At 36.9% G+C, this 25,631-nt stretch carries 29 protein-coding genes; 19 read left to right on the top strand and 10 right to left on the bottom strand.

Features of this window, described 5'->3' with window-relative positions:
* Positions 1 to 22: 22 nt before the first annotated feature.
* The 3 genes from MHB48_RS18745 to MHB48_RS18735 are packed head-to-tail and all read left to right on the top strand — an operon-like array spanning position 23 to position 1,535.
* On the top strand, positions 23 to 589 hold the full coding sequence (locus tag MHB48_RS18745; protein ID WP_342599364.1) for a bifunctional transcriptional activator/DNA repair enzyme AdaA: 567 nt from the start codon (positions 23 to 25) through the stop codon (positions 587 to 589).
* A complete protein-coding gene (locus MHB48_RS18740; protein ID WP_342599363.1) occupies positions 582 to 1,088 on the top strand; it encodes a methylated-DNA--[protein]-cysteine S-methyltransferase in 507 nt (168 codons plus the stop codon). Before MHB48_RS18745 ends, MHB48_RS18740 begins: the two co-directional genes overlap by 8 nt.
* Entirely contained in the window at positions 1,089 to 1,535 is a 447-nt protein-coding gene (locus MHB48_RS18735; RefSeq protein WP_342599362.1) for a GNAT family N-acetyltransferase, read from the top strand.
* Between the two features lie 138 nt (positions 1,536 to 1,673).
* Here MHB48_RS18735 and aroD read toward each other — a convergent pair whose 3' ends face one another.
* On the bottom strand, positions 1,674 to 2,426 hold the full coding sequence (aroD, locus tag MHB48_RS18730; RefSeq protein WP_342599361.1) for a type I 3-dehydroquinate dehydratase: 753 nt from the start codon (positions 2,424 to 2,426) through the stop codon (positions 1,674 to 1,676).
* Between the two features lie 68 nt (positions 2,427 to 2,494).
* Here aroD and MHB48_RS18725 point away from each other — a divergent pair, with 68 nt between their 5' ends.
* Positions 2,495 to 3,340, top strand: a complete 846-nt coding sequence (locus MHB48_RS18725; protein ID WP_342599360.1) for a GNAT family N-acetyltransferase — start codon at positions 2,495 to 2,497, stop codon at positions 3,338 to 3,340.
* 14 nt (positions 3,341 to 3,354) lie between these two features.
* Complete coding sequence (gene dnaN, locus MHB48_RS18720) at positions 3,355 to 4,491, top strand: DNA polymerase III subunit beta (RefSeq protein ID WP_342599359.1); 1,137 nt, start codon at positions 3,355 to 3,357, stop codon at positions 4,489 to 4,491.
* A gap of 309 nt (positions 4,492 to 4,800) precedes the next feature.
* On the opposite strand, the gene MHB48_RS18715 is transcribed toward dnaN, so the two are convergent.
* Positions 4,801 to 5,841, bottom strand: coding sequence for a DUF4097 family beta strand repeat-containing protein (locus tag MHB48_RS18715; RefSeq protein ID WP_342599358.1), 1,041 nt, complete (start codon positions 5,839 to 5,841; stop codon positions 4,801 to 4,803).
* Positions 5,834 to 6,157: a PadR family transcriptional regulator gene (locus MHB48_RS18710; protein ID WP_340924282.1), complete on the bottom strand. Its 324-nt coding sequence runs from the start codon at positions 6,155 to 6,157 to the stop codon at positions 5,834 to 5,836. Before MHB48_RS18710 ends, MHB48_RS18715 begins: the two co-directional genes overlap by 8 nt.
* A gap of 138 nt (positions 6,158 to 6,295) precedes the next feature.
* On the opposite strand from MHB48_RS18710, the gene MHB48_RS18705 reads away from it, so the two are divergent.
* Together MHB48_RS18705 and MHB48_RS18700 are read left to right on the top strand one after the other, a co-directional pair.
* A complete protein-coding gene (locus tag MHB48_RS18705; RefSeq protein WP_342599357.1) occupies positions 6,296 to 6,625 on the top strand; it encodes an MGMT family protein in 330 nt (109 codons plus the stop codon).
* A 214-nt stretch (positions 6,626 to 6,839) separates the two neighbouring features.
* On the top strand, positions 6,840 to 7,247 hold the full coding sequence (locus MHB48_RS18700; protein WP_342599356.1) for an NUDIX hydrolase: 408 nt from the start codon (positions 6,840 to 6,842) through the stop codon (positions 7,245 to 7,247).
* Positions 7,248 to 7,563: 316 nt separating this feature from the next.
* On the opposite strand, the gene MHB48_RS18695 is transcribed toward MHB48_RS18700, so the two are convergent.
* On the bottom strand, positions 7,564 to 8,322 hold the full coding sequence (locus MHB48_RS18695; protein WP_342599355.1) for a MerR family transcriptional regulator: 759 nt from the start codon (positions 8,320 to 8,322) through the stop codon (positions 7,564 to 7,566).
* Between the two features lie 199 nt (positions 8,323 to 8,521).
* On the opposite strand from MHB48_RS18695, the gene MHB48_RS18690 reads away from it, so the two are divergent.
* On the top strand, positions 8,522 to 9,109 hold the full coding sequence (locus MHB48_RS18690; RefSeq protein ID WP_342599354.1) for a histidine phosphatase family protein: 588 nt from the start codon (positions 8,522 to 8,524) through the stop codon (positions 9,107 to 9,109).
* A complete protein-coding gene (locus MHB48_RS18685) occupies positions 9,109 to 9,609 on the top strand; it encodes a cupin domain-containing protein (protein WP_342599353.1) in 501 nt (166 codons plus the stop codon). Before MHB48_RS18690 ends, MHB48_RS18685 begins: the two co-directional genes overlap by 1 nt.
* A 47-nt stretch (positions 9,610 to 9,656) precedes the next feature.
* On the opposite strand, the gene MHB48_RS18680 is transcribed toward MHB48_RS18685, so the two are convergent.
* Positions 9,657 to 10,586: a DsbA family protein gene (locus MHB48_RS18680; protein WP_342599352.1), complete on the bottom strand. Its 930-nt coding sequence runs from the start codon at positions 10,584 to 10,586 to the stop codon at positions 9,657 to 9,659.
* Between the two features lie 19 nt (positions 10,587 to 10,605).
* Positions 10,606 to 10,926: a helix-turn-helix domain-containing protein gene (locus tag MHB48_RS18675; protein ID WP_342599351.1), complete on the bottom strand. Its 321-nt coding sequence runs from the start codon at positions 10,924 to 10,926 to the stop codon at positions 10,606 to 10,608.
* A 149-nt stretch (positions 10,927 to 11,075) separates the two neighbouring features.
* On the opposite strand from MHB48_RS18675, the gene nagZ reads away from it, so the two are divergent.
* The gene (nagZ, locus tag MHB48_RS18670) at positions 11,076 to 12,731 is read left to right on the top strand and encodes a beta-N-acetylhexosaminidase (protein ID WP_342599350.1); all 1,656 of its coding nucleotides are present in this window, start codon (positions 11,076 to 11,078) and stop codon (positions 12,729 to 12,731) included.
* Between the two features lie 358 nt (positions 12,732 to 13,089).
* Here the strand turns inward: nagZ and MHB48_RS18665 are convergent, their stop codons facing one another.
* The gene (locus tag MHB48_RS18665) at positions 13,090 to 13,827 is read right to left on the bottom strand and encodes a DUF421 domain-containing protein (RefSeq protein ID WP_342599349.1); all 738 of its coding nucleotides are present in this window, start codon (positions 13,825 to 13,827) and stop codon (positions 13,090 to 13,092) included.
* Between the two features lie 389 nt (positions 13,828 to 14,216).
* On the opposite strand from MHB48_RS18665, the gene MHB48_RS18660 reads away from it, so the two are divergent.
* Entirely contained in the window at positions 14,217 to 15,428 is a 1,212-nt protein-coding gene (locus MHB48_RS18660) for an MFS transporter (RefSeq protein ID WP_342599348.1), read from the top strand.
* 337 nt (positions 15,429 to 15,765) lie between these two features.
* Here MHB48_RS18660 and MHB48_RS18655 read toward each other — a convergent pair whose 3' ends face one another.
* Positions 15,766 to 16,449: a histidine kinase gene (locus MHB48_RS18655; protein ID WP_342599347.1), complete on the bottom strand. Its 684-nt coding sequence runs from the start codon at positions 16,447 to 16,449 to the stop codon at positions 15,766 to 15,768.
* A gap of 344 nt (positions 16,450 to 16,793) precedes the next feature.
* Between MHB48_RS18655 and MHB48_RS18650 the strand changes: the two genes are divergently transcribed.
* The 8 genes from MHB48_RS18650 to brnQ all read left to right on the top strand — a co-directional run bounded on the left by MHB48_RS18650 (position 16,794) and on the right by brnQ (position 24,148).
* Positions 16,794 to 19,202 carry a Na+/H+ antiporter subunit A gene (locus MHB48_RS18650; protein ID WP_342599346.1) on the top strand — a complete coding sequence of 803 codons (2,409 nt, stop codon included), beginning with the start codon at positions 16,794 to 16,796 and terminating at the stop codon, positions 19,200 to 19,202.
* Positions 19,192 to 19,614: a Na(+)/H(+) antiporter subunit B gene (locus tag MHB48_RS18645; protein WP_342599345.1), complete on the top strand. Its 423-nt coding sequence runs from the start codon at positions 19,192 to 19,194 to the stop codon at positions 19,612 to 19,614. The genes MHB48_RS18650 and MHB48_RS18645 overlap by 11 nt, the downstream gene beginning before the upstream one ends.
* A 3-nt stretch (positions 19,615 to 19,617) precedes the next feature.
* A complete protein-coding gene (locus MHB48_RS18640) occupies positions 19,618 to 19,956 on the top strand; it encodes a Na(+)/H(+) antiporter subunit C (RefSeq protein WP_340924249.1) in 339 nt (112 codons plus the stop codon).
* A complete protein-coding gene (locus tag MHB48_RS18635; RefSeq protein ID WP_342601429.1) occupies positions 19,949 to 21,445 on the top strand; it encodes a Na+/H+ antiporter subunit D in 1,497 nt (498 codons plus the stop codon). The genes MHB48_RS18640 and MHB48_RS18635 overlap by 8 nt, the downstream gene beginning before the upstream one ends.
* A 6-nt stretch (positions 21,446 to 21,451) precedes the next feature.
* The gene (locus MHB48_RS18630) at positions 21,452 to 21,934 is read left to right on the top strand and encodes a Na+/H+ antiporter subunit E (RefSeq protein WP_342599344.1); all 483 of its coding nucleotides are present in this window, start codon (positions 21,452 to 21,454) and stop codon (positions 21,932 to 21,934) included.
* The gene (locus MHB48_RS18625) at positions 21,934 to 22,218 is read left to right on the top strand and encodes a Na(+)/H(+) antiporter subunit F1 (RefSeq protein WP_340924244.1); all 285 of its coding nucleotides are present in this window, start codon (positions 21,934 to 21,936) and stop codon (positions 22,216 to 22,218) included. The genes MHB48_RS18630 and MHB48_RS18625 overlap by 1 nt, the downstream gene beginning before the upstream one ends.
* Positions 22,196 to 22,528, top strand: a complete 333-nt coding sequence (locus MHB48_RS18620; RefSeq protein ID WP_342599343.1) for a Na+/H+ antiporter subunit G — start codon at positions 22,196 to 22,198, stop codon at positions 22,526 to 22,528. The genes MHB48_RS18625 and MHB48_RS18620 overlap by 23 nt, the downstream gene beginning before the upstream one ends.
* A 279-nt stretch (positions 22,529 to 22,807) precedes the next feature.
* The gene (gene brnQ / locus MHB48_RS18615) at positions 22,808 to 24,148 is read left to right on the top strand and encodes a branched-chain amino acid transport system II carrier protein (RefSeq protein ID WP_342599342.1); all 1,341 of its coding nucleotides are present in this window, start codon (positions 22,808 to 22,810) and stop codon (positions 24,146 to 24,148) included.
* A gap of 62 nt (positions 24,149 to 24,210) precedes the next feature.
* On the opposite strand, the gene MHB48_RS18610 is transcribed toward brnQ, so the two are convergent.
* Both MHB48_RS18610 and MHB48_RS18605 read right to left on the bottom strand, forming a co-directional pair.
* Entirely contained in the window at positions 24,211 to 24,855 is a 645-nt protein-coding gene (locus tag MHB48_RS18610) for a GntR family transcriptional regulator (protein WP_342599341.1), read from the bottom strand.
* Between the two features lie 86 nt (positions 24,856 to 24,941).
* A complete protein-coding gene (locus MHB48_RS18605) occupies positions 24,942 to 25,568 on the bottom strand; it encodes a YfbR-like 5'-deoxynucleotidase (protein ID WP_340924237.1) in 627 nt (208 codons plus the stop codon).
* Positions 25,569 to 25,631 lie beyond the last annotated feature (63 nt).

Raw genomic sequence — 25,631 nt, 5'->3', positions numbered from 1 at the left:
ATAATAAGGTGGAGGTGATTCCATGAACAACGAGAAAATATCAGATGAGCAGTGGCAAGCAATTATTGATAATAACTCAGCTTACGACGATGTGTTTTATTATGCTGTCAAATCGACGGGCATATTTTGTCGACCTTCTTGTAAATCACGACCACCAAAGAAAGAAAATGTCCGAATTTATCAAGAAGCAAAAGGGGCAATAGAAGATGGCTTTCGTTCGTGCAAACGTTGTAAACCAAGTGGATTATGCTTGCCAGACGAGGAGTGGGTCACACAAATTACGGAGTACATGGATAGGCATTATGATGAGCAATTAACGCTAGAACATCTGGCGGATATATGTCATGGAAGCCCGTACCATTTGCAGAAAACGTTTAAAAGAGTGTTGGGAATTTCACCTGTAGAATATTTGCAACAAATTAGAATAGCGAAAGCAAAAGAATTGCTCACAACTACAAACAAACCACTTGTGGAAATAGGTTCTACAATTGGAATGCACAATATCCCATATTTCATTACACTATTTAAAAAGATAACAGGGAATACCCCAAACCAATATAGAAAAAAGGAGAATCCAACAAATGAATAAAATATACTGGACGCTTTTCATTCATCATGAATGGCAATTATATATGGCAACAACGGAAAATGGGCTATGTTATGTTGGTTCGCAAGGTAAACCATATGAAGAAATGGAAGCTTGGTTAGCAAAGCATTTTCCAAAATATGAGTTAGTGGAAGAGGAAAAAGCTTTATCTCCATACAAAAATGAAATAAAAGAATATCTAAACGGAACACTTCGAGAATTCACAGTGCCAGTGGAGTTGAAAGGAACAGCATTCCAATTAGCCATTTGGGATACACTGTCCAAAATTCCTTATGGAGAGAAGAAATCATACTCGGAAATTGCAAATATAATTCAAAATCCCGCTGCCGTTAGAGCGGTAGGAGCAGCAATTGGGGCAAACCCAGTATTAATAACCATTCCCTGTCACCGAGTAGTCGCGAAAAATGGCGCATTAACAGGCTACCGTGGCGGATTAGAAATGAAAGAAAGGCTATTAACATTAGAAAATGGAGATTTGTAAATGAAAACGAAAAGAATAAAGGAAGCATATCCGATGGATCTATTATTACTCGCGGATCCTTCCCGCAAGCTTATCGAGCAATATATACAAAGAGGAGAATGCTACATAGCCGAAAAAAATAGTGAAACAATCGGAGTATATGTATTGCTCCCGACTAGACCTAAAACAGTAGAACTTGTGAATATTGCAGTAGCAGAACAGTACCAAGGGAAGGGAATTGGCAAAGCGCTTGTACTGGATGCAATAGAGAAGGCAAAACAACAAGGCTATAAACTGATCGAAGTAGGAACAGGCAATTCAAGTATCGGACAGTTGGCTCTCTATCAAAAATGCGGTTTTCGTATTACCGGTGTGGATAAAGACTTTTTCACGATTCATTATGAGGAAGAGATTGTGGAGAATGGAATCATCTGTGTTGATATGATTCGACTAGCTCGGCAACTATAAATACCGGAAGAAGGTATTTATAGTTACTTTGGAAGCATGCCGAATAGTTTTGGAAGAATACTGAATACTTTTGGATGAATATCCTTGAGAATTGGTAGATTAACGATACCTAATTAAGAGAGTTGGACAATCTCGTTATTAGTTTGTCTGTAATGTTTCTAATATTCTTCTGAGCTCTGCAGCTGGTATTTGTCCAGGAGCAGAAGCTTCGATTCCCGCGCCAAATGTTGCGGCAGAACCAAAAGTCTCTCCAGCTAGCCGACTGATAACACCAGTGGATGCCATCGACATTGTAATAATCGGTCGGTCTGCATGCAGGGAATACATAGTGTAAGTAGCATCAAGTAATGTGAGTACATCCATGGGATTTTTAGGCATCACAGCGATTTTCGGTATATGTGCACCAAGCTCCTGCATTCTTTGCAGTCTCCGGATAATTTCTTCTTTCATGGGTGTTTTTTCAAAATCATGATTAGACATGATGACAAATACATCTTTGGCTTTTGCAATCTCTACAATTTCGCTTACATGCGGTGAAAATAACTCCACGTCAATTAAGTCAATTTCCTTTGTAAGTATGACTTCCTCTAAAAGCTGCTTATAATAAGCATCTTTGATTTCTTTATTTCCACCTTCACGATGACTTCTAAATGTGAATAAAAGAGGCGTAGGAAAAAGTGCTTTTCGAATAGCGGAAAGTGTTTCTTTAACTGCCTCTATATTTTCAATATCTACTAGCACATCTGCGCGCCACTCGACAATATCAGGACTTACCTGTTGAATTGTTTTAATTTCCGTAAGTAGTTGATCCTTATTTTTCCCCATAAGCGGAACTATAATTTTCGGTACACCTTCTCCTATGTGAAAATCACGAATAGAAACAATTTTCATAAAACTATTCCCCTCCAACTATGTTTTACGTTATATTAACATACAAAGATACAGAGAGGGATGTTCACATGATATTTCAACGATATGAAAATGCAGATGAATTTGAGAAAAAAGCAATGCCTTTTTTAGTTCAACATGAGGACAAGTTCAGTTTGTTCTTAGGAGTACTTCAAGGGATAAAAGAGGGGAAATATGAAAATCCATTTATGGCGACAATCGAAGAAAATGGTGAGTTACTTGCACTTTTTCAAATGACGCCACCACATCCTCTCAATATCATTTTTGTAAATGAAAATCAAAAAGATGCATGTATTCATTTGGGCATCGACGAGTTTATCAATCAATCTCTACTTATAGAATCTATTATTAGTGTAAAAGAATGGGCGTATCAATTTGCTGAAAAATGGAAGGAGAAAACAGGTCAAAGCTTCTCTATTTCGATGGACCAAGGATTATACCGACTAGACCAAGTGGACGAGTCGCTAGAAATGAGCCCTGGTACATGGCGATACGCAACTGTGGAAGACGCACTACTTATTGAAGAATGGTATAGCCTATTTGAAAAAGATACTGGGCTTCCTAAAACAGATCCATTGGAAATAAAGAAGAGAGTGAAAATAATGCTAGATGCAAAGGAAGCCTTCTTATGGGAGAACGAAGGCAAAATCGTATCTATGATGAAGAAAGCAAGGCCTTCAGCGCATGGAGTTACCGTTTCACTTGTATTCACTCCAAAAGAGGAACGGAAAAAAGGATACGCGCGCACAATGGTAGCAGCTGGAAGTAAAGAGCTCTTAAAAGAATTTCAATTTTGTGTACTTTACACAGATATGCTCAATCCAACATCCAATAAAATCTATCAGGAAATTGGCTATAAAAAAGTGGTAGATTCAGTTCATTTAAAATTTGATTAAAGTGAGGGAAACTGATGAAATTTGAAATTATGCGTCATCGACTATTAGATGCATTAAACGATGTAATGAAAGCCGTAAGTTCCAAAGCAACTATACCTATTTTGACTGGGATAAAACTAGAAGTGACGGAAGCTGGATTACGCATAACAGGTAGTGATTCAGATATAACTATTCAAACGTTTATCAAAGCAGTAGAAGATGGCGACCAAGTGATTCGTGTTATGGAAGAAGGGGCGATTGTTTTACAAGCTCGTATGTTTAATGAAATAGTTCGGAAGCTTCCTACCAGTGATGTGGAAATTGAAGTGACGGAAAAATATCATACACATATTCGTTCTGGTAAATCAGAGTTTCATTTAATAGGATTAGAGCCTTCTGAATATCCTTTGCTTCCAGACATTCAGGATGACCGCCATTTTGAAATTCCAGCGGAATTATTAAAATCTATTATTCGTGAAACCGTATTCGCCGTTTCACCTTCTGAAAATCGTCCTGTACTAACTGGTGTTCACTGGCAAGCAAAAAATGGGGAGCTTGTTTGTGTAGCCACAGATAGTCACCGTCTTGCTCGTCGCAAAGTGACTTTAAAACAATTACCGGAAAAAGAGTATAGTGTAGTTATTCCTGGAAAGAGTTTAAACGAGTTAAGTAAAATTATTGGGGACTCATCAGAACCTGTTCAAATTGTGATGACGGACCAACAGGTGTTATTTAAAACAGAAGATGTATTGTTCTATTCTCGATTATTGGAAGGAAATTATCCAGATACATCTCGCCTAATTCCTACTGAATATAAAACATTTGTCACGATGAACGGAAAAGCATTATTTCAAGCAATAGATCGAGCATCTTTATTAGCACGTGAAGAACGTAATAATATCGTTCGCTTCTCTTCATTAGAAGAAAATATTGTAGAAATATCATCGAGCTCTCCTGAAATTGGGGAAGTAGAAGAAGAAATTCAAACAACCTCTATCGAGGGAGAGCAGCTAAAGATTTCCTTTAGTGCGAAATATATGATGGATGCCCTAAAGGCGTTTGATGGACAAGATGTTACCATACAATTTACTGGAGCCATGCGTCCGTTCATTTTGAATTCTGTAAAAGATGATGAAGTTTTACAATTAATTGTACCGGTTCGAACGTACTAGTTAGGGATTAAAAGCATGATTTCACCCTTCTTTGTAATTTACGAATATTAAATTACAAAGAAAGGGGGATATGTATGTCCTTGAATAACAGCTGTTTTTTATGAAAGAAAATCCTACGCAACATAAATGGAAGAGGAGAAAACAAAAAAGCCACGTATGATTTATACGTAGCTATCCTTAGTATCATTTCAAGTTCATCTTCTGCTGCAGAAGCTTTGGTTCTCCTGTACGATCCCAGTTTTCAACTGTTTCATACAAGGAAGAATCGTGTCTCGGTTTTACAAGTTTGAGAAAGTACTGCTCCAACGATTAAAGAACCTCAGGAGCACTTTTCTTCGCTACCGTTATTTTTCCGTTATCGGAAGAGAGGTGTACAGTGTTTGAACCACTTCCAAATACTGTACGGGAATTTTTTTCACCAAATACACTAATCCTACCGTGATCAACCTTGGCATGAATGGATACATCTGTCGGTTCATTTTCTGTTTCCACCAGAATACTTCCGTTATCCGTATCTAATCGAATAGTGCGATCCAGACTGGCTGTTAGAAGTGAAATTCTACCGTTATCGGTTTTCCCAATGATATCCCCGTTCACGTATTCCATCATGATTTGTCCGTTATCTGTTTCGGTACGAATTTGCTCAGCATCTATATGTCGAAGATTGATTCGTCCATTATCCGTTTCAGCGGAAAGTTTATCAACTTGAACTTTATCAATTTCAATACGCCCGTTATCGGTCTCTACCTCTAAAATAGTAGTGGCAAATTCTTTTAAGCCAATGCTCCCGTTATCAGATGTTACTTTGATGTTCTTACCAAGTATTTTTTCTGCACGAATGCGTCCATTATCTGTTTTCATAATAATTGTTGTATACAGTTTTTTAGGAAGTGCTACATTTACTTTCATTTCTTTAAACAAGAATAAGAAGCTAAATAACTTGAATTTATTCGTTTTTAATTGGATGGATAATGTATCATTCATGACTTCAGCAGTTAGCTCTAATTTTTCATTTTCTCCTATTAACTCAATAATTGTGTCATCTGTCTCAGAAGGGAAAACGTTCAGAGAACCGTAATCGATATTCATTAACACGTTAGAAAAGTTAGGGTTAGGAATATTAATTACTTTATTATTTGTTTGGATTTTCTCCGGAACATAATTTTCTAGTAGTTCTTGCGCAATTTCCTTTGGAGAACCAAGAGAAGCAGCTATGTCACCATCCGATTTACCATCTTCACGACCAATAGAAAAATATTCTCGTATATCTTGAAGGATATCGTTTCTCTCGTCAGCTGTCATTCGGGTTAACGCAGTTTCTAATTCACTTATAAATTGTTGTTCAGTCATGTTTTACACCCTCTTCGATTAGATTATTCACGCCATTGGTGAAGCTTTTCCATTCATTTAACTGTTCATGTAAATAAGTTCTGCCTAGTTCCGTCAGCTTGTAATATTTCCGAGGTGGACCTTCCGTTGACTCCTGTAAATAGGTCGTAAAGTATCCTTCCTTCGTTAAGCGACGTAATAATGGATAGACAGACCCTTCCGAAATCGAGATTTGGTTTGATATTTTTTGTACAAGCTCATAGCCATATCGATCTTGCTTATCCAATAAAACCAACACGCAAAGATTCAACACACCTTTTTTAAATTGGATATTCATTTCCCTTTCACTCCTTTCACTACTATTCAATAAACAGTACCTTTGATAGCAATATATCATACACTATTATCTTATGCAAGGTACTGAATAAAATATACTTAATCAGTTATAATCGAAGTAATGAAAGGATGAAGCGTGATGAACCCTTTTACGGAAAGAGTTATTCAAATTATAAAAGCGATACCGCAAGGAAAAGTCATGACATATGGGCAAATTGCAAAAGAAGCCGGAAGTCCACGTGGGGCAAGACAGGTCGTACGTATACTTCACACAATGAGTGCAAAACACAAATTACCGTGGCATCGAGTGATCAATATCAAAGGAGAAATAGCTATTCCGGATGAAGAAACTGCCTATTCTCAAAGAGCAATGCTAGAAGCTGAAGGCGTTTGTTTTCGTTCCAATGGTCTCGTGGATCTAAAAAAATCAAGATACGTACCCGAAATTAATGATGTAGATTTAATTTAACTTTATTCATCCTACGTTTGGACGCAGGATGAATAAAGTTAAAGCCTCCGGCGGATGTCACAGATTTTGAAATGGTGTAAAGGATGTTAGCCTAAATACGTCGCATCCATGCAACAACGGCTAACTGACCTGCATCACGCAGGCCCAAGCACGATTCAAAATCTGGACGTAAATACGCCAAGGCGAATTTGATTAAATGAAGTGGGGAATAAAAATGTTCAAATGGCAAGGCGCAGCAGGTATTTGTATAAATGAAAATAAGGAAATATTAATGGTCCTTCAAGCAGCTCCAGGAGAAGAAGAGAAATGGACCGTTCCATCAGGTACATTAGAAGAAGGAGAAACATTCGAAGAATGTTGTGTAAGAGAATTTTGGGAAGAAACTGGCTTTACAGTTCGTACTATTGAAAAAGTACATGGTAAAAGTGGCACTATTAGTGAACATGGAATTTCTTATAATGTGGAATACTTTTTAGTAGAAATAGTAAGTGGGGAAATAACTATTCAAGACCCAGATGAATTTATTCATGAAATATCTTGGAAGTCGTTAGAAGAAATTGAAGAGCTTCCTTTGGCTTATCCAGAAGATACCCACATACTCGAACAAACGTTAAAAAATTAGAAGGTATGAACCTTCTAGTTTCAGCTTGACGACAAAAGTTTTAATTAAACGGTTATGAATAATAAATATTCCTAAAGAGGTTGCTTTATATAATTAAAAGTAAAGATATTGGATATCTATAAGGAATTGGCAAGGACCACCACGAAGACTCCAGTGGGAACAGCTTGAGCAGAAGACCCCGCAGGAACGCTTTAGGAAGGAAGGCTAAGAACGCCGCGTCCTGCGGCAACGCCTTCATGACCAACATCGTGTTGGCCCGAGGCTGAAGCCAAGCCCACGGAAAGCGAAGTGGCGGTCCTTGCCGAATTTGAACCTTCTAGTTTTTTGTATAAATAAGAATAGCATCTCTTAAAAATTCTGCAGCACCTGGTTGAATTTTGTCGTAATAAGCAGTAAAACGTTCATCTGCTACATACATTTCGGCCAGTCCAGCATGGGCTTCTTTGGAGTACTGATCCCAGTGAAAACTTAGCCATTGGCGGTGTAGGCCCGCTGTTTTCTGAGCAATATCTCCAGAAGGATCTCCCGTTTTCATAGCTGCTTTCAAGTTGTCTAGTACTTGTTGCTCTAAGTTTGTCACTTCCTCGTACTGCGCTTCGGACATTCCTCTAACTTTTGCATTCGATTTATTTACAGCATCCTCTCCATATTTTTCTCGAATTTCTTTTCCGTACTTATCCTCATTGTTATCCACAAGTTTTTGTTTAAACCCTTCAAACTTCTCTTTATCTGACATTGTAATGCTCCTTTCTGTTAGTTGAATGGACTTATCCACATTTTCAATCAATAAATCCAATTGTGCTCTTTTCTCGAGCAATTTTTCCCGATGTTCCTTTAATGCAGTTGCTCCGTTGAATGTCTCCGAAGTCATGATTTCTTTAATACTATCCAAATTAACGCCGAGTTCCCGATAGAATAGAATTTGCTGTAGCCGGTCTACTTCAACAGAACCATAAATACGATAGCCAGATGAATTGATTCGTGCTGGTTTCAGCAACCCAATTTCATCATAATAGCGAAGTGTTCGCGTACTTATTCCCGCCAGTTGACCAAGTTTTTGCACGGTATATTCCATAAAATCACCTCCTAGTAACTACAGTCTAAACCTTTACGCAACGTTAAGGTCAATAGGGAATTAAGAAATTGTTCATTTTGTTTTATTTCATTATAATGGATGAATATGGAGGGATTTTTTCTCATGTCGATGGAAGATAATTATCCAACCTATACAGAAAATGTTATACATAATAAGAAAATGTAAGGGGGAAAATAACATGACAACTATTGGTTTTGTAAGACATGGTGTGACAGCTTGGAATAAAGAAGGAAGAGCACAGGGGACAACGGATGTGCCGTTGGATGATGAAGGAATTGAAATGGCGGAGCATGTTGCCGATAGAATTCAGTATGAAGAATGGGATGTCATTTATACGAGTCCTTTAATTCGTGCGAAAAAAACTGCAGAGATCATTGCGGAAAAACAACCGGAGATCGATTTTTTTGTAGATAAGCGTTTAGGGGAAATCGGTGGAGGTATTATTGAAGGAACAACGGAAGTAGAACGGGTAGCAAAATGGGGGACTGATTGGAGAAAGCAAGATATGGGATTTGAACCAGAGGATGTTATTATTTCTCGTGGCATGTCCTTTTTAGAAGATGTGAAGCAAGCGCATCCTGGTAAACGCGTGCTAGTAGTTAGTCACGGAGGTTTCATTAGTAGACTAATAAATGTACTCGTACCAAAAGGTGAATTTTCTAGTGATATAGGAAATACTTCTATTACAGTTATTGAAATGCAAGATAATGAAAATTTATGTCACTTATTTAACTGTATGAAGCATTTAGAAGTGAGGGAAGTATAATGCAGAAGGATGCAAATTATTACATACGACATCTTGGGTTAGAGCCTCACCCAGAAGGTGGATATTTTAAAGGTACATATGCTTCTAAGCAATCAATGGATGCTTTTGGCACGACTCGAAAGCTGTACACGAGTATTTATTTTCTACTAGGAGAAGGGGATGTATCCCACTTTCACCGCTTAAAATCCGACGAACTATGGTATTTTCACGGAGGAAGCCCTCTATCAGTGCATGTTATTGACGAAGAAGGAAATTATTTTGAACATAAGCTAGGTCTAGATATAGAAAATGGGGAAATCCCACAAGTGCTTGTACCAAAAAACTCTATTTTCGGCTCATCCGTTATCGAAAATGGGTCATTTTCTCTTGTTGGCTGTATGGTTGCTCCTGGCTTTGATTTTGAAGACTTCGAACTCTTCACACAAAAAGAGCTACTAGAAAAGCATTCACAGCATGAACAAATTATCCGGAAATTGGCTTATGAGAAGTTGCCGGAATAAAGGTGAAAAACGCCCTCAAGCATCCAGTACCTGAGAGCGTTTTTGTATTATTTATTCATTTTAATATATTTCTCTCCAAGAACTTCTTCTACAACATAACTGTCTGCAGCTAATTCTTTTTCAACGAATGAAGCAACATCCTTTTGTTCCAAACCGTATAATTCTTCAATCTCACGAGAGAATAATAACTCCTCTTTTTGCAACATATATTGTAATGTTGGTATTGCTTTTGGTTGAATGTTTTCTTTTGGAAGCATTTGTTTCAGTGCTTGCACATAGTAGTCATACGGGCGAGATCCGACCACTTTTTCGCTTTTTTGTTCTTCGTTTAAGAAAATAATTGTTGGAAATCCACGAACACCCAAGCGGCTTGCCATCATGAAGTCTTCTTGCAAGCTGTTTTGAGCTGCTGGAAGATGTGATTCTTTTACAATTTCTTCTCCATTTAATCCAATACTGTTTACGATATCTATTAATATTTGGTCACTACTGATGTTCTTATTGAAAGGAAATACCGCTTCTCTTGATTTACGTAAAAAAACGGGCGCTAACTCAGCTTTTTGTTGTTGGATTACTTTAAATACACGTGATGGAATGTATGAAGAAGAAACTGGATCTTCTAACCAAAACGATCCGTCGATTGGCATACGAGTATGATCCCCTACTTCTCTCCAGTGTCCTGCAACATCTCCAGGACCAGAAATTCCGTTAGAAACATCCGCAAAACCATCCCATTTTTCAAGTAGACCACCCATTAATGTATGCATATTAAAATAGTTACCGTATTCTTCGACGAACTTACGTAATGTCGGCTCTAAAGCCCAGCAATGCGAACAAATTGGATCCGTTACATAGTATAAGTCGATTTTTTTGATAGGTGTGGATAAATCGATGAATCCCATTGCAGTGTTTTCTTCTCCAGCTGGTCCACAAATTCCAGTTTCTAAATCACACATCATTGCATTTTTGTTTGTCATATCCTTTATCCTCTTTTCTTTAATTTTCTAAAGTAATATGTTGTTTTGCCCAAGCGTGTACAGGCTTAAGTGCTTCTGCAAGTTCCTGTCCTGCACCGGTTAAGTGATAGGAGATGTTGACAGAAGCTTCTACTGTCATTTTTTTCTCCACTAGACCGTGCTCGGCAAGTTCAGTCAACTTTAGGGATAAAGCACGAGGTGTAATATCGGTTAAATCCTTTTTCATGGCCGAAAAATTTGCTGTATAATCTGGGCAGTTCGATAGGTAATGAACGATTAACCCGTTCCAACGTCTTCCAAGTATTTGAAATGATGATTCTAAATATGGACAAATCTTCATCGTATTTATCCCCCGTTTCTAATTATAGAATAACTTAATATAAAAAATATATCAAGTATAATTTGTATACCTTAATTTAAAATAAAGGAATAACGGTCATACTTATGGAAATAGAAAATAAGTATTATCAATAGTCCGGAGGCTCTTATATGATAAAAAAAGTAGGGGTATTTCTCTTTATCTTTTTAGTTCTAGGAATAGTGGAAGTGTATTTAGAGATGCAAAATGAAGTGGGAGAAAGAGTGGAAACATCCATAGAAGTAAAACAGCCTGCAGAAGTGGAATCTCTAGTGCAACTCATTTTTGAGGATGCAAAAAAAGGGAAAGTATTGGATATCCCGTTTATTGTGGGAGAAACAGATATGGAACAAATTCACGAATTATGGGGCAACCCCGATAGAAAAAGCGAGAATTCCAAGAACTTTTACGATACTTATTTTTCTAAAAACGCGTCAATTGGTCATCGTTCCGGAGCGGTTTTTGATATTCGTTCCAATTCCATGCCTATCCAGCAGATTCGGTTGGAGGATATTAAAGAAATTGGTGGAGAACCTGATGAAATGCGTGTTTATCAAGACGAGGAGGTCAATCAAACAATCCTCTTGTATGAGGTTACACCTATTTATCAACTAAAGTGGATCTTACCAAAACCAACAGAGAATGAACCAAACCCAGCGGTCGATCATGTATCCATTTACACCAAACTTGAGGTAGCTAGAAAAGAAGAAAATCAGATTATTACTGAGATGAGCTTGGAAGAAAAGATTGGCCAAATGATTTTTGCAGGAATCACAGGAACTAGCTTATCAAAGGAAACTAAGAAACTAGTGTCAAGTGATAAAGTAGGGGGGCTAATCTTTTTTAAAGATAATTTACAAGATGTGAACCAAGCCGTTACATTAATAAACTCGATAAAAGCAGAAAGTAGTGACAATAAAATTCCGTTGCTATTAGGTGTAGATCAAGAAGGGGGCAGAGTTTCCAGATTACCCAAATTAACTAGTCTACCAACAAATCGAGAAATAGGAGAACAAAACAACGAGGCTTTATCCTATAGAATAGGAAATCTATTGGGACAAGAATTAAATGCCTTTGGTCTTAATATTAATTTTGCACCTGTACTTGATGTGAATAGCAATTCAAACAATCCGGTTATTGGAGATCGGTCTTTCGGAAACAATGCAGGAATTGTAAGTAAACTTGGTATTCAGACGATGCAAGGAATACAGAGTCAAAATGTTATTTCAGTTGTGAAACATTTTCCTGGGCATGGTGATACCGGAGTAGATTCCCATCTAGAACTTCCAGTTATTCAAAAAAGTATAGAAGATTTAAATGCATTGGAATTAATTCCGTTTAAAAATGCAATTGCAGATAGTGCAGATGTCGTTATGATTGCTCATATTCTATTGCCGAAGATTGATCCTAACTTTCCATCTTCTCTGTCTCATGAAATTATTTCAGGCATCTTGAGAGAACAGCTACAGTTCGATGGAGTTGTCATGACAGATGATATGACGATGAATGCAATAATAGAAAACTATGAAATTGGTCAAGCAACGGTTGAAGCGGTAAAGGCTGGGAATGATATTGTGTTAATAGCACATGAGTACACAAATGTGAAGCGAGCTATCGAATCAATTCTCCAAGCGGTAAAGTCTGGTGAAATAACAGAGGAAAGAATAAATACAAGTGTAGAAAGAATTCTGTCATTAAAAGAAAAATATAAGGTGAGTAATGATCAAGTGAAAGAGGTAGACATAGAGCAGATAAATCAATCTATAGAGCAAACAGTAGGGAGCTGATGGGTTCATTTAGATAGATAAATGAAATAAAAAAAGGGGCTGATCTTAAAGTCATATAGTGACTGAGAGATGGTCCCTTTTCCAATGTATTGATTACCTTTCCAGACGGACGCTTTCCGCGGGCATGGCTTCAGTCTCCTCGTCGCTTTCGCTCCTGCGGGGCCTTCAGCTCATGCACCTGCCGCTTCGCTTTCGGTGCAGAAAACAACTGCTATTCCCGCTGGAGTCGCCGTCTTCCACTACAATCAATTGCCTACAAAAAATAGTAGTTTTATAAAAAGTATACAAAAAACAGGTGTAGAAAAAGACTCGTTTTTCTACACCTGCTTCAATTTATGGGCTTATTGGACAGCCCCTTTTATTCGATTTCTTTTCTTAAGTTAATATACAGGGAGCCATTTGTTTGCAGCTGAGCGTAAAATACATCTTCAACGGAATCAATCCCCTGTTTCCGTAACTTTTTCATTACCCATTCTTCATCTAAATCAAGTTCTAGTAAGTTCTTCTGAACAATTTTCCCGTCAGAAATGATTTCAGAAGGCATATAAACTGGCAGAGAAACATCGGCTTTTACGTCCTGCTTTGTGGCTTCTTGTTGATTAGTCTTTTTAAAGACGCTTAACTCGCCATTTGTTTCAAGGACTGCATAATAGACATCTTGAATGGAGAAAATAGATTGTTCTCTCAGCATCATCAGTAAATCATCCATATGCATGCGAGTTGATTTTAAAGATTTTATAGATAGTTTGCCATCTTTAATAAGAATTGTCGGTTCATCGTCTAAGAAGACTCGTGCTCTAGAAGATTTCAAAGAAATCCAGCTCATAAGAATTGTTAGAATGGTCCACCAAATAAGTGAGATGAGGCCGTCGATAAAAGGAGTTTCCTTTTGGGAGGCAATTTCAGAAGCTATGGATCCGATTGTTATGCCCGTAATGTAATGGAAGAATGTAAGTTGACTTAGCTGTTTTTTGCCCAACAGACGAGCCAAAAATAGTAATACGGCAAATGAAATAGTTGTTCTTAAAATCATTTCCCAAAAATTCACTTCGAAACCCATATTACGATCAATACTCCTTTTATAAAACATCTTCATCCTATTGTCTCCTAGAAGACTGTAACTATTCTTTTTTATTGGTGATTTTCTTTTTAAAAAATATGTCGAACTTTGCGTTATACTAAGATTATAATATTTATTTTAATATTTAAATAAATGACTCATTTAAATTAGGCTGTTGTTTTTTTGAAGAATATTTTGTGTGACGTGAATCCGCGAGACTCCTGCGGAAAAACGGGCTGCCAAGAGACCGCAACGAGTTAATAGGAACAAATCCTAAAATCGCCATATCCGTGTGGCAACGGATTCGTGACCAACATCCTGTTGCTCAGAGGAGGCATGGCAGTTCGTTCGCGGAAAGCGAGCGGATTTTCGGCAGGTGACAACATGATCGTTTTACACCAAATAAAAAGAAAGAATGTGAAGATATGTCTACAGTCAATACCTCACATAAGTTGGGGAATCCGGTATATCCAATAATGTTCGCAATTGGAATTTGCCATTTGTTTAATGATTCCTTACAAGCAGTGATTCCGGCAATGTTTCCGATATTGGCAGATGAAATTGGTTTAAATTTTACACAACTAGGGTTAATTTCGTTTACATTAAATATGGTTGCCTCACTTTTACAGCCGGTTATAGGGTTTATTAGTGATAAAAAGCCGATGCCCTATGCACTTCCTCTAGGGATGAGTAGTTCTTTTATTGGAATGGCAGGCTTAGCATTTGCACCAGAATATTGGATGATTCTTGTGTCTGTGATTTTTTTAGGGCTCGGTTCAGCAGTTTTTCATCCAGAAGGATCACGTGTTTCTTTTATGGCAGCTGGATCAAAAAGAGGGCTTTCACAATCAATTTATCAGGTGGGAGGGAATTCTGGGCAAGCACTTGCACCCCTTATTGGTGCATTTATTCTTGCACCCCTTGGTCAAAAAGGAGCTGCACTCTTCTTATTGGTCGCAGCAGTAGGAATTTTTATGTTATCAAAAATTTCTGCTTGGTATAAGAAACAGTTAGAAGAAAGTGTATCGAAAAAGAAAAAAGCACTTCTATCTTCGTTACCGTCTTTATCGAAAAAACAAATAGGCATTGCATTGATCCTGTTAATGATCATTATTTTTGTTAGATCCTTTTATGTAACGAACATGACTAATTTTTATGTTTTTCATTTGATTGAGAATTATGATTTTACGATAAGAAAAGGGCAATTATTTATATTTATCTTTCTTGCATTAGGAGCAGTGGGAACACTTTTTGGAGGCCCGATGGCAGATCGACTAGGCAGAAGAAATGTCATTTTACTTTCTACAGCTGTACCAATACCTTTATGTTTAGTCTTACCGTATGTTCCAGTTTGGGCAGTCATATTACTGCTAATTTTCATTGGATTTTTCATTATGCTAAGCTTTTCGGTGACAGTAGTTTACGCACAGGAACTGGTCCCAAGTAAAATTGGGACAATGGCTGGACTAACAGTTGGACTAGCATTTGGTATGGGGGCAATAGGCGCAGTGTTGATCGGAATTTTCATGGATCACTTAGGTGTTTACACAACAATGATTATCGTTTCCACATTACCGATTTTAGGGCTAGTGGCAATTGCTTTGCCGAAGGATAGAAGAAATACGGTTCAAGGTTAATGAAGCGAGTAACTTGCATGGAAAGAGAAGAAAGTATTATTAATAAATAGGGTGTGATGGAAGCGGCAGGTGGCGACTCCAGAGGAGGCCAACAGGATGTTGGTCACGAAGGCGTTGCCACACGATGTGGCGCTCTTAGCCTTTGTTCTTCTGTGAGACAGATAAGACATCACAAACGACGCATGAGCTGTGGTGATGGCTTATCGCTCACCCCGCGGAAAGCGTCCACCTATAACGGAAATCAATTAAACTTTATTCCGTAGAAAATATATATTTCTTTAGTTACCTTTTAAATAAAAAAAGGAGACTCTACTCTAAGAGTTTCCTTTTAAGTATGTTATCGAATTTTTAAGCTACAGTCATCTGGAACTTGTGAGGGATCCGTTACTAAATTATCTTGGATATGGACTTGTTGCATTTTGTTGTTATGCATAAATTTAAAGATTCCATTGTCGAAATCTGTTCCAATTTCTTTAAAGAAAATGCCTTCTTGGCACATATTTTTGGCACAAGTAAAAGAAACTTTATAAGAGTCTTCATCTGGTACTAGGTAAGCGCGGACCCCTTTTTCAAAAATGCCATCTTCTTCAGCCTTGACGGATCTTTCAACAGAAACAACATGGAAGTCCACAAATGGGATTTCTTTTAATAAAACATTCATAAAAGAACCTTTTGTAATTTCTTCCCATCTACTTTGGGCGGTTTGTCCAATAATGATTTGCGTAATATTTAATTGGTGCGCAACTTCCTTAATTACCTTTGGAGAAGGACGTTTTTCGTTATCACGAATGATAAACTCTTCTACTTCCAATTCCTCCGATAATGTTTTCCATTGTTCAATATAACCAGATTTTTCGGCATTGAATGCATCAAATGGAAGTGGATCAACTGTTAAAATGTAAAGTGGACAATCCAACATACTTGCCATTTTATGTCCTCTTTTTATCAGTCGCTCTCCATTAGGTCCATAGTATACGCAGACAAGTATACTTTCATCCATTCTACCTTTAGCGTGTTTCACGGTTGTCTACACCTCTTTTTATTAGTTTCATCTATTCTATAAACGTGTTGAAATCATTGCGAATAGTTAGTTATAAATCACTAAAAGTGCAGTATATCGTTATTTAGTGTATAATTTACTACGAATATACGTGCATTTATACATTACAAATGAGAAGCATAAAAGCACTTCCTTGTAATTAAACAATGTAAAAGACCCCTAAATCTTCTGAACTACATCAGGACCCCATATGGAATCCTATTATGCTACTAGTTATTGGGATAGTCAAGTGTCCCGTTCAAATGAAATAATTCTTTCAAAACTGAAATTTCATAGAATACGTTTTGGAAATAGGAGGTTACAATTTGTTTTCAGTTACTTTCGCTATTATTATCCCATTTATAATAGCTGCACTCGTACCACTCATCTATAGGCGATTCAAATTCTTCCATATTGGTTGGTTTGTTATGCTAGTACCCATTACGTTGTTTATCATACTTGCTAGGCTAATTCCCTCGATAGCAAGTGGTAAAACATTTGTCCATACATATAAATGGATTCCCGCATTAGATATTAACTTCACTACTTATTTAGACGGTTTAAGTATGATATTAGGATTACTCATTACTGGTGTAGGTAGTTTAGTAATTTTATATTCCATTTTTTACCTTTCCACTAAAGAATCTCTACAACACTTTTACTGCTATTTATTATTATTTATGGGTGCGATGTTAGGTGTCGTTTTTTCGGATAATCTAATGGTCTTATATGTTTTTTGGGAATTAACAAGCGTTTCTTCTTTCTTATTAATTGCCTTCTGGCATCACCGTAAAGGTTCTAGACAAGGTGCTCAAAAAGCTATGCTAATTACGGTAAGTGGTGGAATTGCCATGCTTGTTGGTTTTATTATGCTCCATATGATAACTGGTTCCTTTAGTATTCGGGAAATTGTAGCTACTATCGGGAATTTTACAGAGCATTCCTTATTTATCCCAGCAATGATTTTAGTATTACTAGGGGCATTTACAAAATCTGCACAGTTTCCTTTCCATATTTGGCTGCCAGATGCAATGGAAGCACCGACTCCAGTAAGTGCATACTTGCATTCTGCAACGATGGTGAAAGCTGGTATATATTTGGTTGCTCGCTTTACACCTGTTTTTGGTGGAGATCAAATCTGGTTCTGGACAGTAAGTGGAGTAGGAATGATTACATTATTCTGGGGATCTTTTAATGCAGTTCGGCAAACAGACCTGAAGGCATTATTAGCTTACTCTACTGTCAGTCAGTTGGGTCTTATTATGAGTTTACTTGGGTTAGGTTCGATTGCGTTGCAGTTTGGATACTCAAACAATTCTATTTTGTATACGCAAGCTACTTTTGCAGCATTGTTCCATTTAATTAATCATTCCACATTTAAAGGTGCTTTATTTATGGTCGTAGGGATTGTCGATCATGAGCTAGGTACACGTGATATTAGAAGATTAGGCGGTTTAATGGCTTTCATGCCATTTACGTTTACTGTAGCGGTTATTGGAAGTTTATCAATGGCAGGATTGCCACCGTTTAATGGTTTTTTAAGTAAGGAAATGTTTTTTACAGCCACTGTTCAAATAATGAAGGCAGATGTATTTTCAGTGCAATCAATCGGTATCATTTTTCCTGTCGTTGCATGGGTAGCGAGTGTGTTTACGTTCGTTTACTGTATGATTATTATCTTCAAAACATTTCTGGGACCTGCCCAGCCTGAAAAATTGGACAAACCTATTCATGAAGCACCGATTGGTATGTTGATTGCTCCCATGATTTTAGCTGCGTTTGTGGTAGGTATTTTCTTCTTCCCAAACCTTTTGGGAGCGTATATACTTCAACCGGCAATGGCAAGTATTTATCCTACCTTTGGAAATCCAGCAAACCTCACACCTTCCATCTCTGCGTGGCATGGCCTTAATATAGAGTTGCTTATGACAGTTGGAGTTATTTTAATTGGATTTATTTTGTTTAATTTGCTCAAGAAGTGGAAGCCGATTTATGGTTTACTATCTTCCAAATACACGTTTAATGCCTATTATAATAATTTATTATCTTTTGCTGAAAAGCAATCTACAATTGTAACAAACGGCTATATGACAGGTCTCTTAAGAGACTACTTAGTATATATTTATGCTTTCTTTATTTTAACTGTTGGGGGCTTCTTTTTTTACTCGGGGGCATTTTCTTTTGACCCATCTACGAATGCATCCATTCGAGTATATGAAGTCATTTTAGTTGGTGTTATGGCGATTGCAGGGGTAGCCATGCTCTTTGCCAAATCACGCATGACCGCAACATTGTTAAATGGAGTTTTAGGATATTCTATCGCAGTCTTCTTCGTTATCTTCCGAGCACCTGATTTGGCACTGACACAATTAGTTGTAGAATCGGTGACTACCGCTTTATTTCTTTTAGCCTTTTCACATCTGCCTGATTGGAAGAAAGAGAAAGTCTCTACTAAAACAAAAATGACCAATGCAGTTGTTTCAGTAGGGGTTGGATTGGTTGTTGTGTTAGTTGCACTATCGGTATTAAACTACGATCAATTCGATTCTATTTCCGTGTATTTTGAAGATGCGTATAAATTAGCTGGCGGTGCGAATATCGTCAATGCGATCTTAGGAGATTTCCGTGGATTTGATACGATGCTTGAAGTGGTCGTTCTTTTTATAGCGGGATTGGGTGTATATACTATGATAAAGTTAAGGGCCAAAAAGGAGGATGCAGATATTGAAAATTAATGATGTCATCCTACGTACAGTTACTAGAATTGTCGTGTTTATCATTTTGACCTTTGGTGTGTATTTATTCCTGTCCGGTCATAATACGCCTGGTGGGGGATTTATCGGCGGATTAGTGTTAGCATCAGCCATTGTACTTTTATATTTATCAAATGATATTGAAACGGTTCAAAAAAGTCTACCATTAGATTTCAAGCTAGTTGCAGCTTTTGGTGTGCTATTAGCTACATCTACAGGCTTTGGTTCACTATTTTTCGGTGTCCCATTCATGTCTCAAACATTTGCTTATTTTGAACTACCTATATTCGGTGAAACAGAGCTAACAACAGTAACTATCTTTGAAGCAGGGGTAGCTTTGGCTGTCGTTGGAGTAGTGGTAACAATAATTTTAAGTATAAGTGAGGATGTATAGCCTATGGAAACGTTAATTGTAATATTAATAGGAATATTAGTTGCCGTTGCTACCTATTTAATCCTCTCTCGAAATATTATACGAGTAATACTAGGGACGGCTGTACTTTCTCATGCGGTCCACCTACTTATATTAACAATGGGTGATTTGAAAAGAGGAAATGTACCATTGTTAAAGGAAGCAGATGCTCCTTATACAGATGCACTGCCACAAGCGTTAATCTTAACTGCTATCGTTATTAGTTTTGCAGTAACAGCGTTTATCCTTGTGCTTGCGTATCGAGCGTATCAAGATATTGGTACGGATGATCTTGATGCATTGAGAGGAACAAATGATGAATAATATAATTGTTTTACCTTTAATAATTCCCATTATGGTGGGAGTTTTCCTCGTATTTCTTCGACCATATGTGCGTGTGCAACGTGTTATAAGTTTATTGACGATGATTGGAATTGCAGGAATCAGTGTATATATTTTAAATGCAATTCAACAAGAAGGAATTCTACGATTGGATTTTGGTGGCTGGGAGCCTCCTTTTGGCATACTCTTTGTAGCAGATTCCTTTGCTATGCTATTCGTGTTAACTGCTAGTATAGTTACGGCAATTTGTTTGATCTACGCTTTTTCTACTATTGGAGAAGACCACGAAAAGATGTTCTTTTATCCATTTGTTTTATTTTTAGTAGCTGGAGTAAATGGTTCATTTTTAACGGGAGATTTATTTAACTTATTCGTATGCTTTGAAGTGATGTTACTAGCTTCTTATGTCTTAATAACATTTGGTGGAAAGAAAGCGCAGTTAAGAGAATCTATTAAATATGTAGTTATTAATGTACTTTCGTCATGGTTTTTCTTAGTTGCACTTTCTTATCTGTATGGTACTGTTGGTACGTTGAATATGGCCCACTTATCGGAGAGGGTTGCAGAAGCGGGACAAGGTCCGTTGCTTACTACAATCAGTATTTTATTTTTAATTGTCTTTAGTTTAAAAGCAGGGTTGTTACTGTTCTACTGGCTTCCTGGATCTTATAGTGTTCCTCCAACAGCTATTGCTGCATTGTTCGGAGCGTTGTTAACGAAGGTAGGTATCTATGCACTTTTCCGTACATTTACATTAATTTTCTATCATGAACCAGCTATTACCCACACGTTAATCGGAATAATGGCCGGAATTACGCTCATTGTCGGATGTATTGGAGCGATAGCATATAAAGATGTTCGAATAATTGCTTCCTATAATGTAGTCATTGCAGTCGGGTTTATTTTAATTGGTTTAGCGGTTGCTACACCAGTATCGATAGAGGGATCGATTTACTATGTGATTCACGACATGATTGCGAAGGCTATGCTGTTTTTACTAGCTGGAACAATGATCATATTAACAGGAAAAACAAAAATTACGGAAATGAGTGGGCTAATACGAAATTACCCCTTATTTGGTTGGATGTTTTTCATTGTGACTTGCTCTCTTGCGGGTATTCCACCGCTTAGTGGGTTCGTTGGAAAAATATTAGTAGGACAAGGTGCAATAGAGTCGGGCTCCTATGTTTTATTAGCCCTTGCGTTTATCTCCAGTATTGTGGTGTTGTATTCGCTCCTTCGTATTTTCTTAAACTCTATTTTTGGGGAAACGATCATTAGTCCAGAAGATGAAGTTCCATTGAAGGCAGGAATGATTATACCAATTGTGCTACTTGGAGTAGGGACAATTTTTCTTGGACTTGGTGCAGAATTTATATCAGGTTATGTAAGTAATGCTGCACACACACTATCCAATCCAACTGTTTATATTGATGCAGTTTTAGGTGGAAATAAGCAATGGGAGAGGTGAAAATCCATGTCAGCACAGTTTTTACTTAATTTGTTTATTGCATTCCTTTGGATGCTTTTAAAGGATGAAGACGAGCTGAAGCTTACCACCTTTTTCAGTGGATTCATTGTTGGGATAGTAATTGTCTTCTTAATGCACCGTTTTTTCGGTAGTCAATTTTACTTGAGAAGATTATTTTCCATTATTAAGTTAGTTTTCATATTTATTTCGGAATTAGCTACTTCGAGTGTGCTTATCAGCAGACAGATTTTAAGTCCAAAGTTAAATATAAAGCCCGGTATTTTTACATATAAAACAGAACTACGGGGTGATTGGGAAATAACGACTCTTGCGATGTTACTTACATTGACACCAGGATCAGTAGTAATGGAAGTAAATCCTGAAGGTAATATGTTTTATATTCATGCAATGGATATAGAAAAGTCAAAAGCAGATGTCTTACGATCTCTTACAAAGTTTGAAAAAGCGATTATGGAGGTGACTCGTTAATGGTAGAAAAAATACTTTTGATCTCCCTCGCATTGTTTTCTTTATCTATAGCAATTGCCCTTTATCGAATTATTAAAGGACCTTCTATGCCAGACCGAGCAGTCGCCTTGGATGTGATAGGCGTAAACTTAATCTCGATAATTGCTCTTGTATCGATTGTATTAAAAACAAAAGCCTTTTTGGAAGCAATTCTTATTTTAGGAATTCTCGCTTTCATCAGTACAATTGCTATATCAAAGTATATTGAAAGGGGGGTTATCGTTGAGCGTAAGTCAGATAATTGAGATAGTGGCAGCTCTTACTGTATTGTTAGGAAGTATAATGAGTGTCATTAGTGCTTTTGGGATTATTCGACTTCCTGATGTGTATACTCGCTCACATGCTGCTACAAAAAGCTCTACGGTGGCAGTGCTATTATCCCTTTCAGGAGCATTTGTATACTTTTGGGTTCATGAAGGATTTATAAGCATTCGATTAATACTTGGTATATTATTCGTATTCTTAACTGCACCAGTTGCGGGACATCTTCTTATACGAGCGGCTTATCGCTCCAATGTAAAGCTTACTGAAAATTCATCTGATGATTCCCTATAAAAACCTTTTTTCAGATGAGAAATAGGTATTGAAATCAGCTAGTTACTTGGATGTAATTCCAGTAGTTGGCTGATTTTTTATGTTTTATTATTTTAATTAAAAAAATGTTCAATTAATTTAGTTTAATATATTGCATTCTACTAAATTCCGTAGTATTATCAGTTTTGATATATTGTATACAAAAGTGATGATAGAAAATCATTGTATAGCGCATGTATTTAAAACAACTAGAACAAAATACAAGAAATGATTATTTCTTATATCACAGGAGGCAATAAAATGAACAATAAATTATCATTTTCCAATCATTTAGTGATTGGAGTAATGCTATTTGCATTGTTTTTTGGAGCGGGTAATTTAATTTTTCCTGCAAGCTTAGGACAAAATGCAGGAACAAATGTATGGATAGCAGTAATTGGGTTTTTAATTACGGGAATAGGATTACCTTTTTTAGGGACACTTGCAATGGGGTTTTCCGGAAGCAAAAACTTGCAGGAGCTATCGAGTAGAGTTCATCCTAAATTTGCAGTTATCTTTACATCATTGCTGTACTTAACAATCGGGCCATTTTTTGCAATGCCAAGAACAGGTGCGGTTTCATTTGAAATAGGTATTTTACCATTTATGAATCCAGATTATGCACAGATTGGATTATTGGTATTCACCATTATTTTCTTTGGAGTTACGTTATGGTTATCATTGAATCCATCTAAAATTGTAGATAATGTAGGGAAGTATTTGTCTCCTGGTATTTTAATCGGTCTATTCTTCTTATTATTTTTTGTAGTGATAAAACCAATGGGAGAATTTGGACAACCTCAAGGAAACTATGTAGACAATGCGTTTATGACAGGGTTCACAGATGGTTACAATACAATGGACGCTTTAGCTTCCTTAGTTTTTGGGATTATTGTTATTAATGCAATACGTTCGATGGGTGTGACGTCAACGAAAGGTATTCTTGTAGCAACAGCTAAATCAGGTGCGATTGCCGTATTTTTCCTTGGTGTAATCTATGCTGGTATTGGTTATCTAGGAGCAACAAGTGTAAATCTCTTTGGTCTGTTTGACAATGGAGGTCCTGTTTTAAGTAGTGCTTCTGAGCATTATTTTGGATCCTACGGAGCGGTACTTTTGTCCGTTATTATTTTGCTAGCTTGTTTAACAACTAGTATTGGTTTATTGACTGCTTGCGGGGAGTATTTTCATACGTTAATGCCGAAGATTAGCTATAAAGCATTTGTTATTTTTTTCAGTGTATTGACTTGTGTGATTGCAAACTTCGGTTTATCTAATATTATTACGTATTCCATCCCAGTATTAATGTTGTTGTATCCTTTAGCAATCGTTATAATCTTTTTAACATTCTTGTCTCCACTGTTTAATCACGCGAGAATAGTATATGTTACTGTGGTATTCGTAACCTTTTTAATAAGCGTTGTAGATGGATTTAAATCTCTTTGCGATTCACTTGGAATAGAGTATTTCAGCTGGTTAAAACCTATAGTATCTTTTTATGATGGATTCTTACCGTTTTATGGAGTTGGTTTAGGGTGGTTAATTCCCTTCATCATTTTAACCCTTATTACTGGCTTGTTTGCAAGAATTCAAAAAGCATAATGCTAAACTTGACATTACAAACAGAAACTTGCCCTTTGACTCAACGTCAAAGGGCAAGTTTTTTAATAGCCTTCAATTGAATAAATCCAGTTAGAACGCATTACTTCTGTTAATTTTTGTGTGTCTTTTTCTCTAAATAAACGAATAATCTCCGCGTGCTGGACGATTGAGTGTTCTCTTAAGATATTACTTTCGTAATAAAATAATCTACGTACATGTGCTTGAAGCATTTCAACCATAGAAATTATGTATGAGTTGTTTGCACGGTCAACGATTATCTTATGGAATTCCTCGTCAAAATTCAGAGCAATTATATATTGTTTAGCATAAATTGCATCAGCAAACTCCTTGTTTTTTTCTTCTAATAATTGTAAAGTAGCCTCATCCATATTTGGAGTAGCAAGCTCTGCCGCAAGCGCCTGTAATACTGCTAATGGTGGTAATAAATTATGAATATCCTCTTTTTCTACTGTTGTTACTTGTGTAGCTCTCCCTGGTTGCATCGTAACAAAACCTTGGGATTCTAAAAGTTGTAGTGATTCACGAATAGGAGTTCTACTGACCCCTAATGCTTGTGCAAGTTCAATATCATTAATTTTCTCATCCGGTTGAAGTGTACCATCTATAATCCACTGTTGTATTTGATTGAACGCATGGAGCTTTGCGGTAGTACGGACAGGTTTTGTGTGATTAACTGGTATAGGCATGAAACAACCCCCCCTCAATTATCTTAATAGTTTAACAATATTATACACTAAGTTATATAATATATTGCAATTTTATAAATAAAAACTTACTCCACTAAAATTTGTAAAGTGATGGATTTTACATCTATCACAGAGTCTTCTGCCATAATGTCTTGAAGCATGACATCTTTGAAATAAGATATACTTTTTTCAAGAGGGATGTGAAGAATTTTTCTTAATGCATTCTCATACATTTTCACAAATTCAGCATCCGTATTGCCACGTTGCAGCTCTGCAAAAGCTTCATATACTTGATCTAGCTTATCAGCAAGTTCTAGTAAGCGCCCCTCAATTGTCTCGTCTTTACCCTCTTTCATACGGTCAAAAAATACAGGCTGGAACTCTTTTGGAATTTCATCTAAAATAAATTTTTCCATCATTTTTTCTTCTACATGTGTAAGCATTAGTTTCAGTTCTGGGGATGCATGTTTAACGGGTGTTTTTATGTCACCGATAAAAATTTCGGCAAAGTCATGGTTAATCGTCTTTTCGTAAAGAGACTTCCAGTTAACAGTCGCACCATTATTCTCTTCGATCGTTGCAAAAAACATCGCATATTGTGAAACCTTCCATGAATGCGCAGCTACATTATGGTCCTCAAACTTAAAACGTCCTGGGGCACGTATAATTCTTTCTAAATCGTTCATGCTCATAAAAAATTTATGAATACCCATGAATAACCACTCCTTTTTATTTTATCATACTTGAATTTACGAAAATAATGTAATGATAGTTAT

The sequence above is a fragment of the Psychrobacillus sp. FSL H8-0483 genome, from assembly GCF_038637725.1.
GTDB lineage: Bacteria > Bacillota > Bacilli > Bacillales_A > Planococcaceae > Psychrobacillus.
This window is presented reverse-complemented; position numbering and strand designations above follow the sequence as displayed.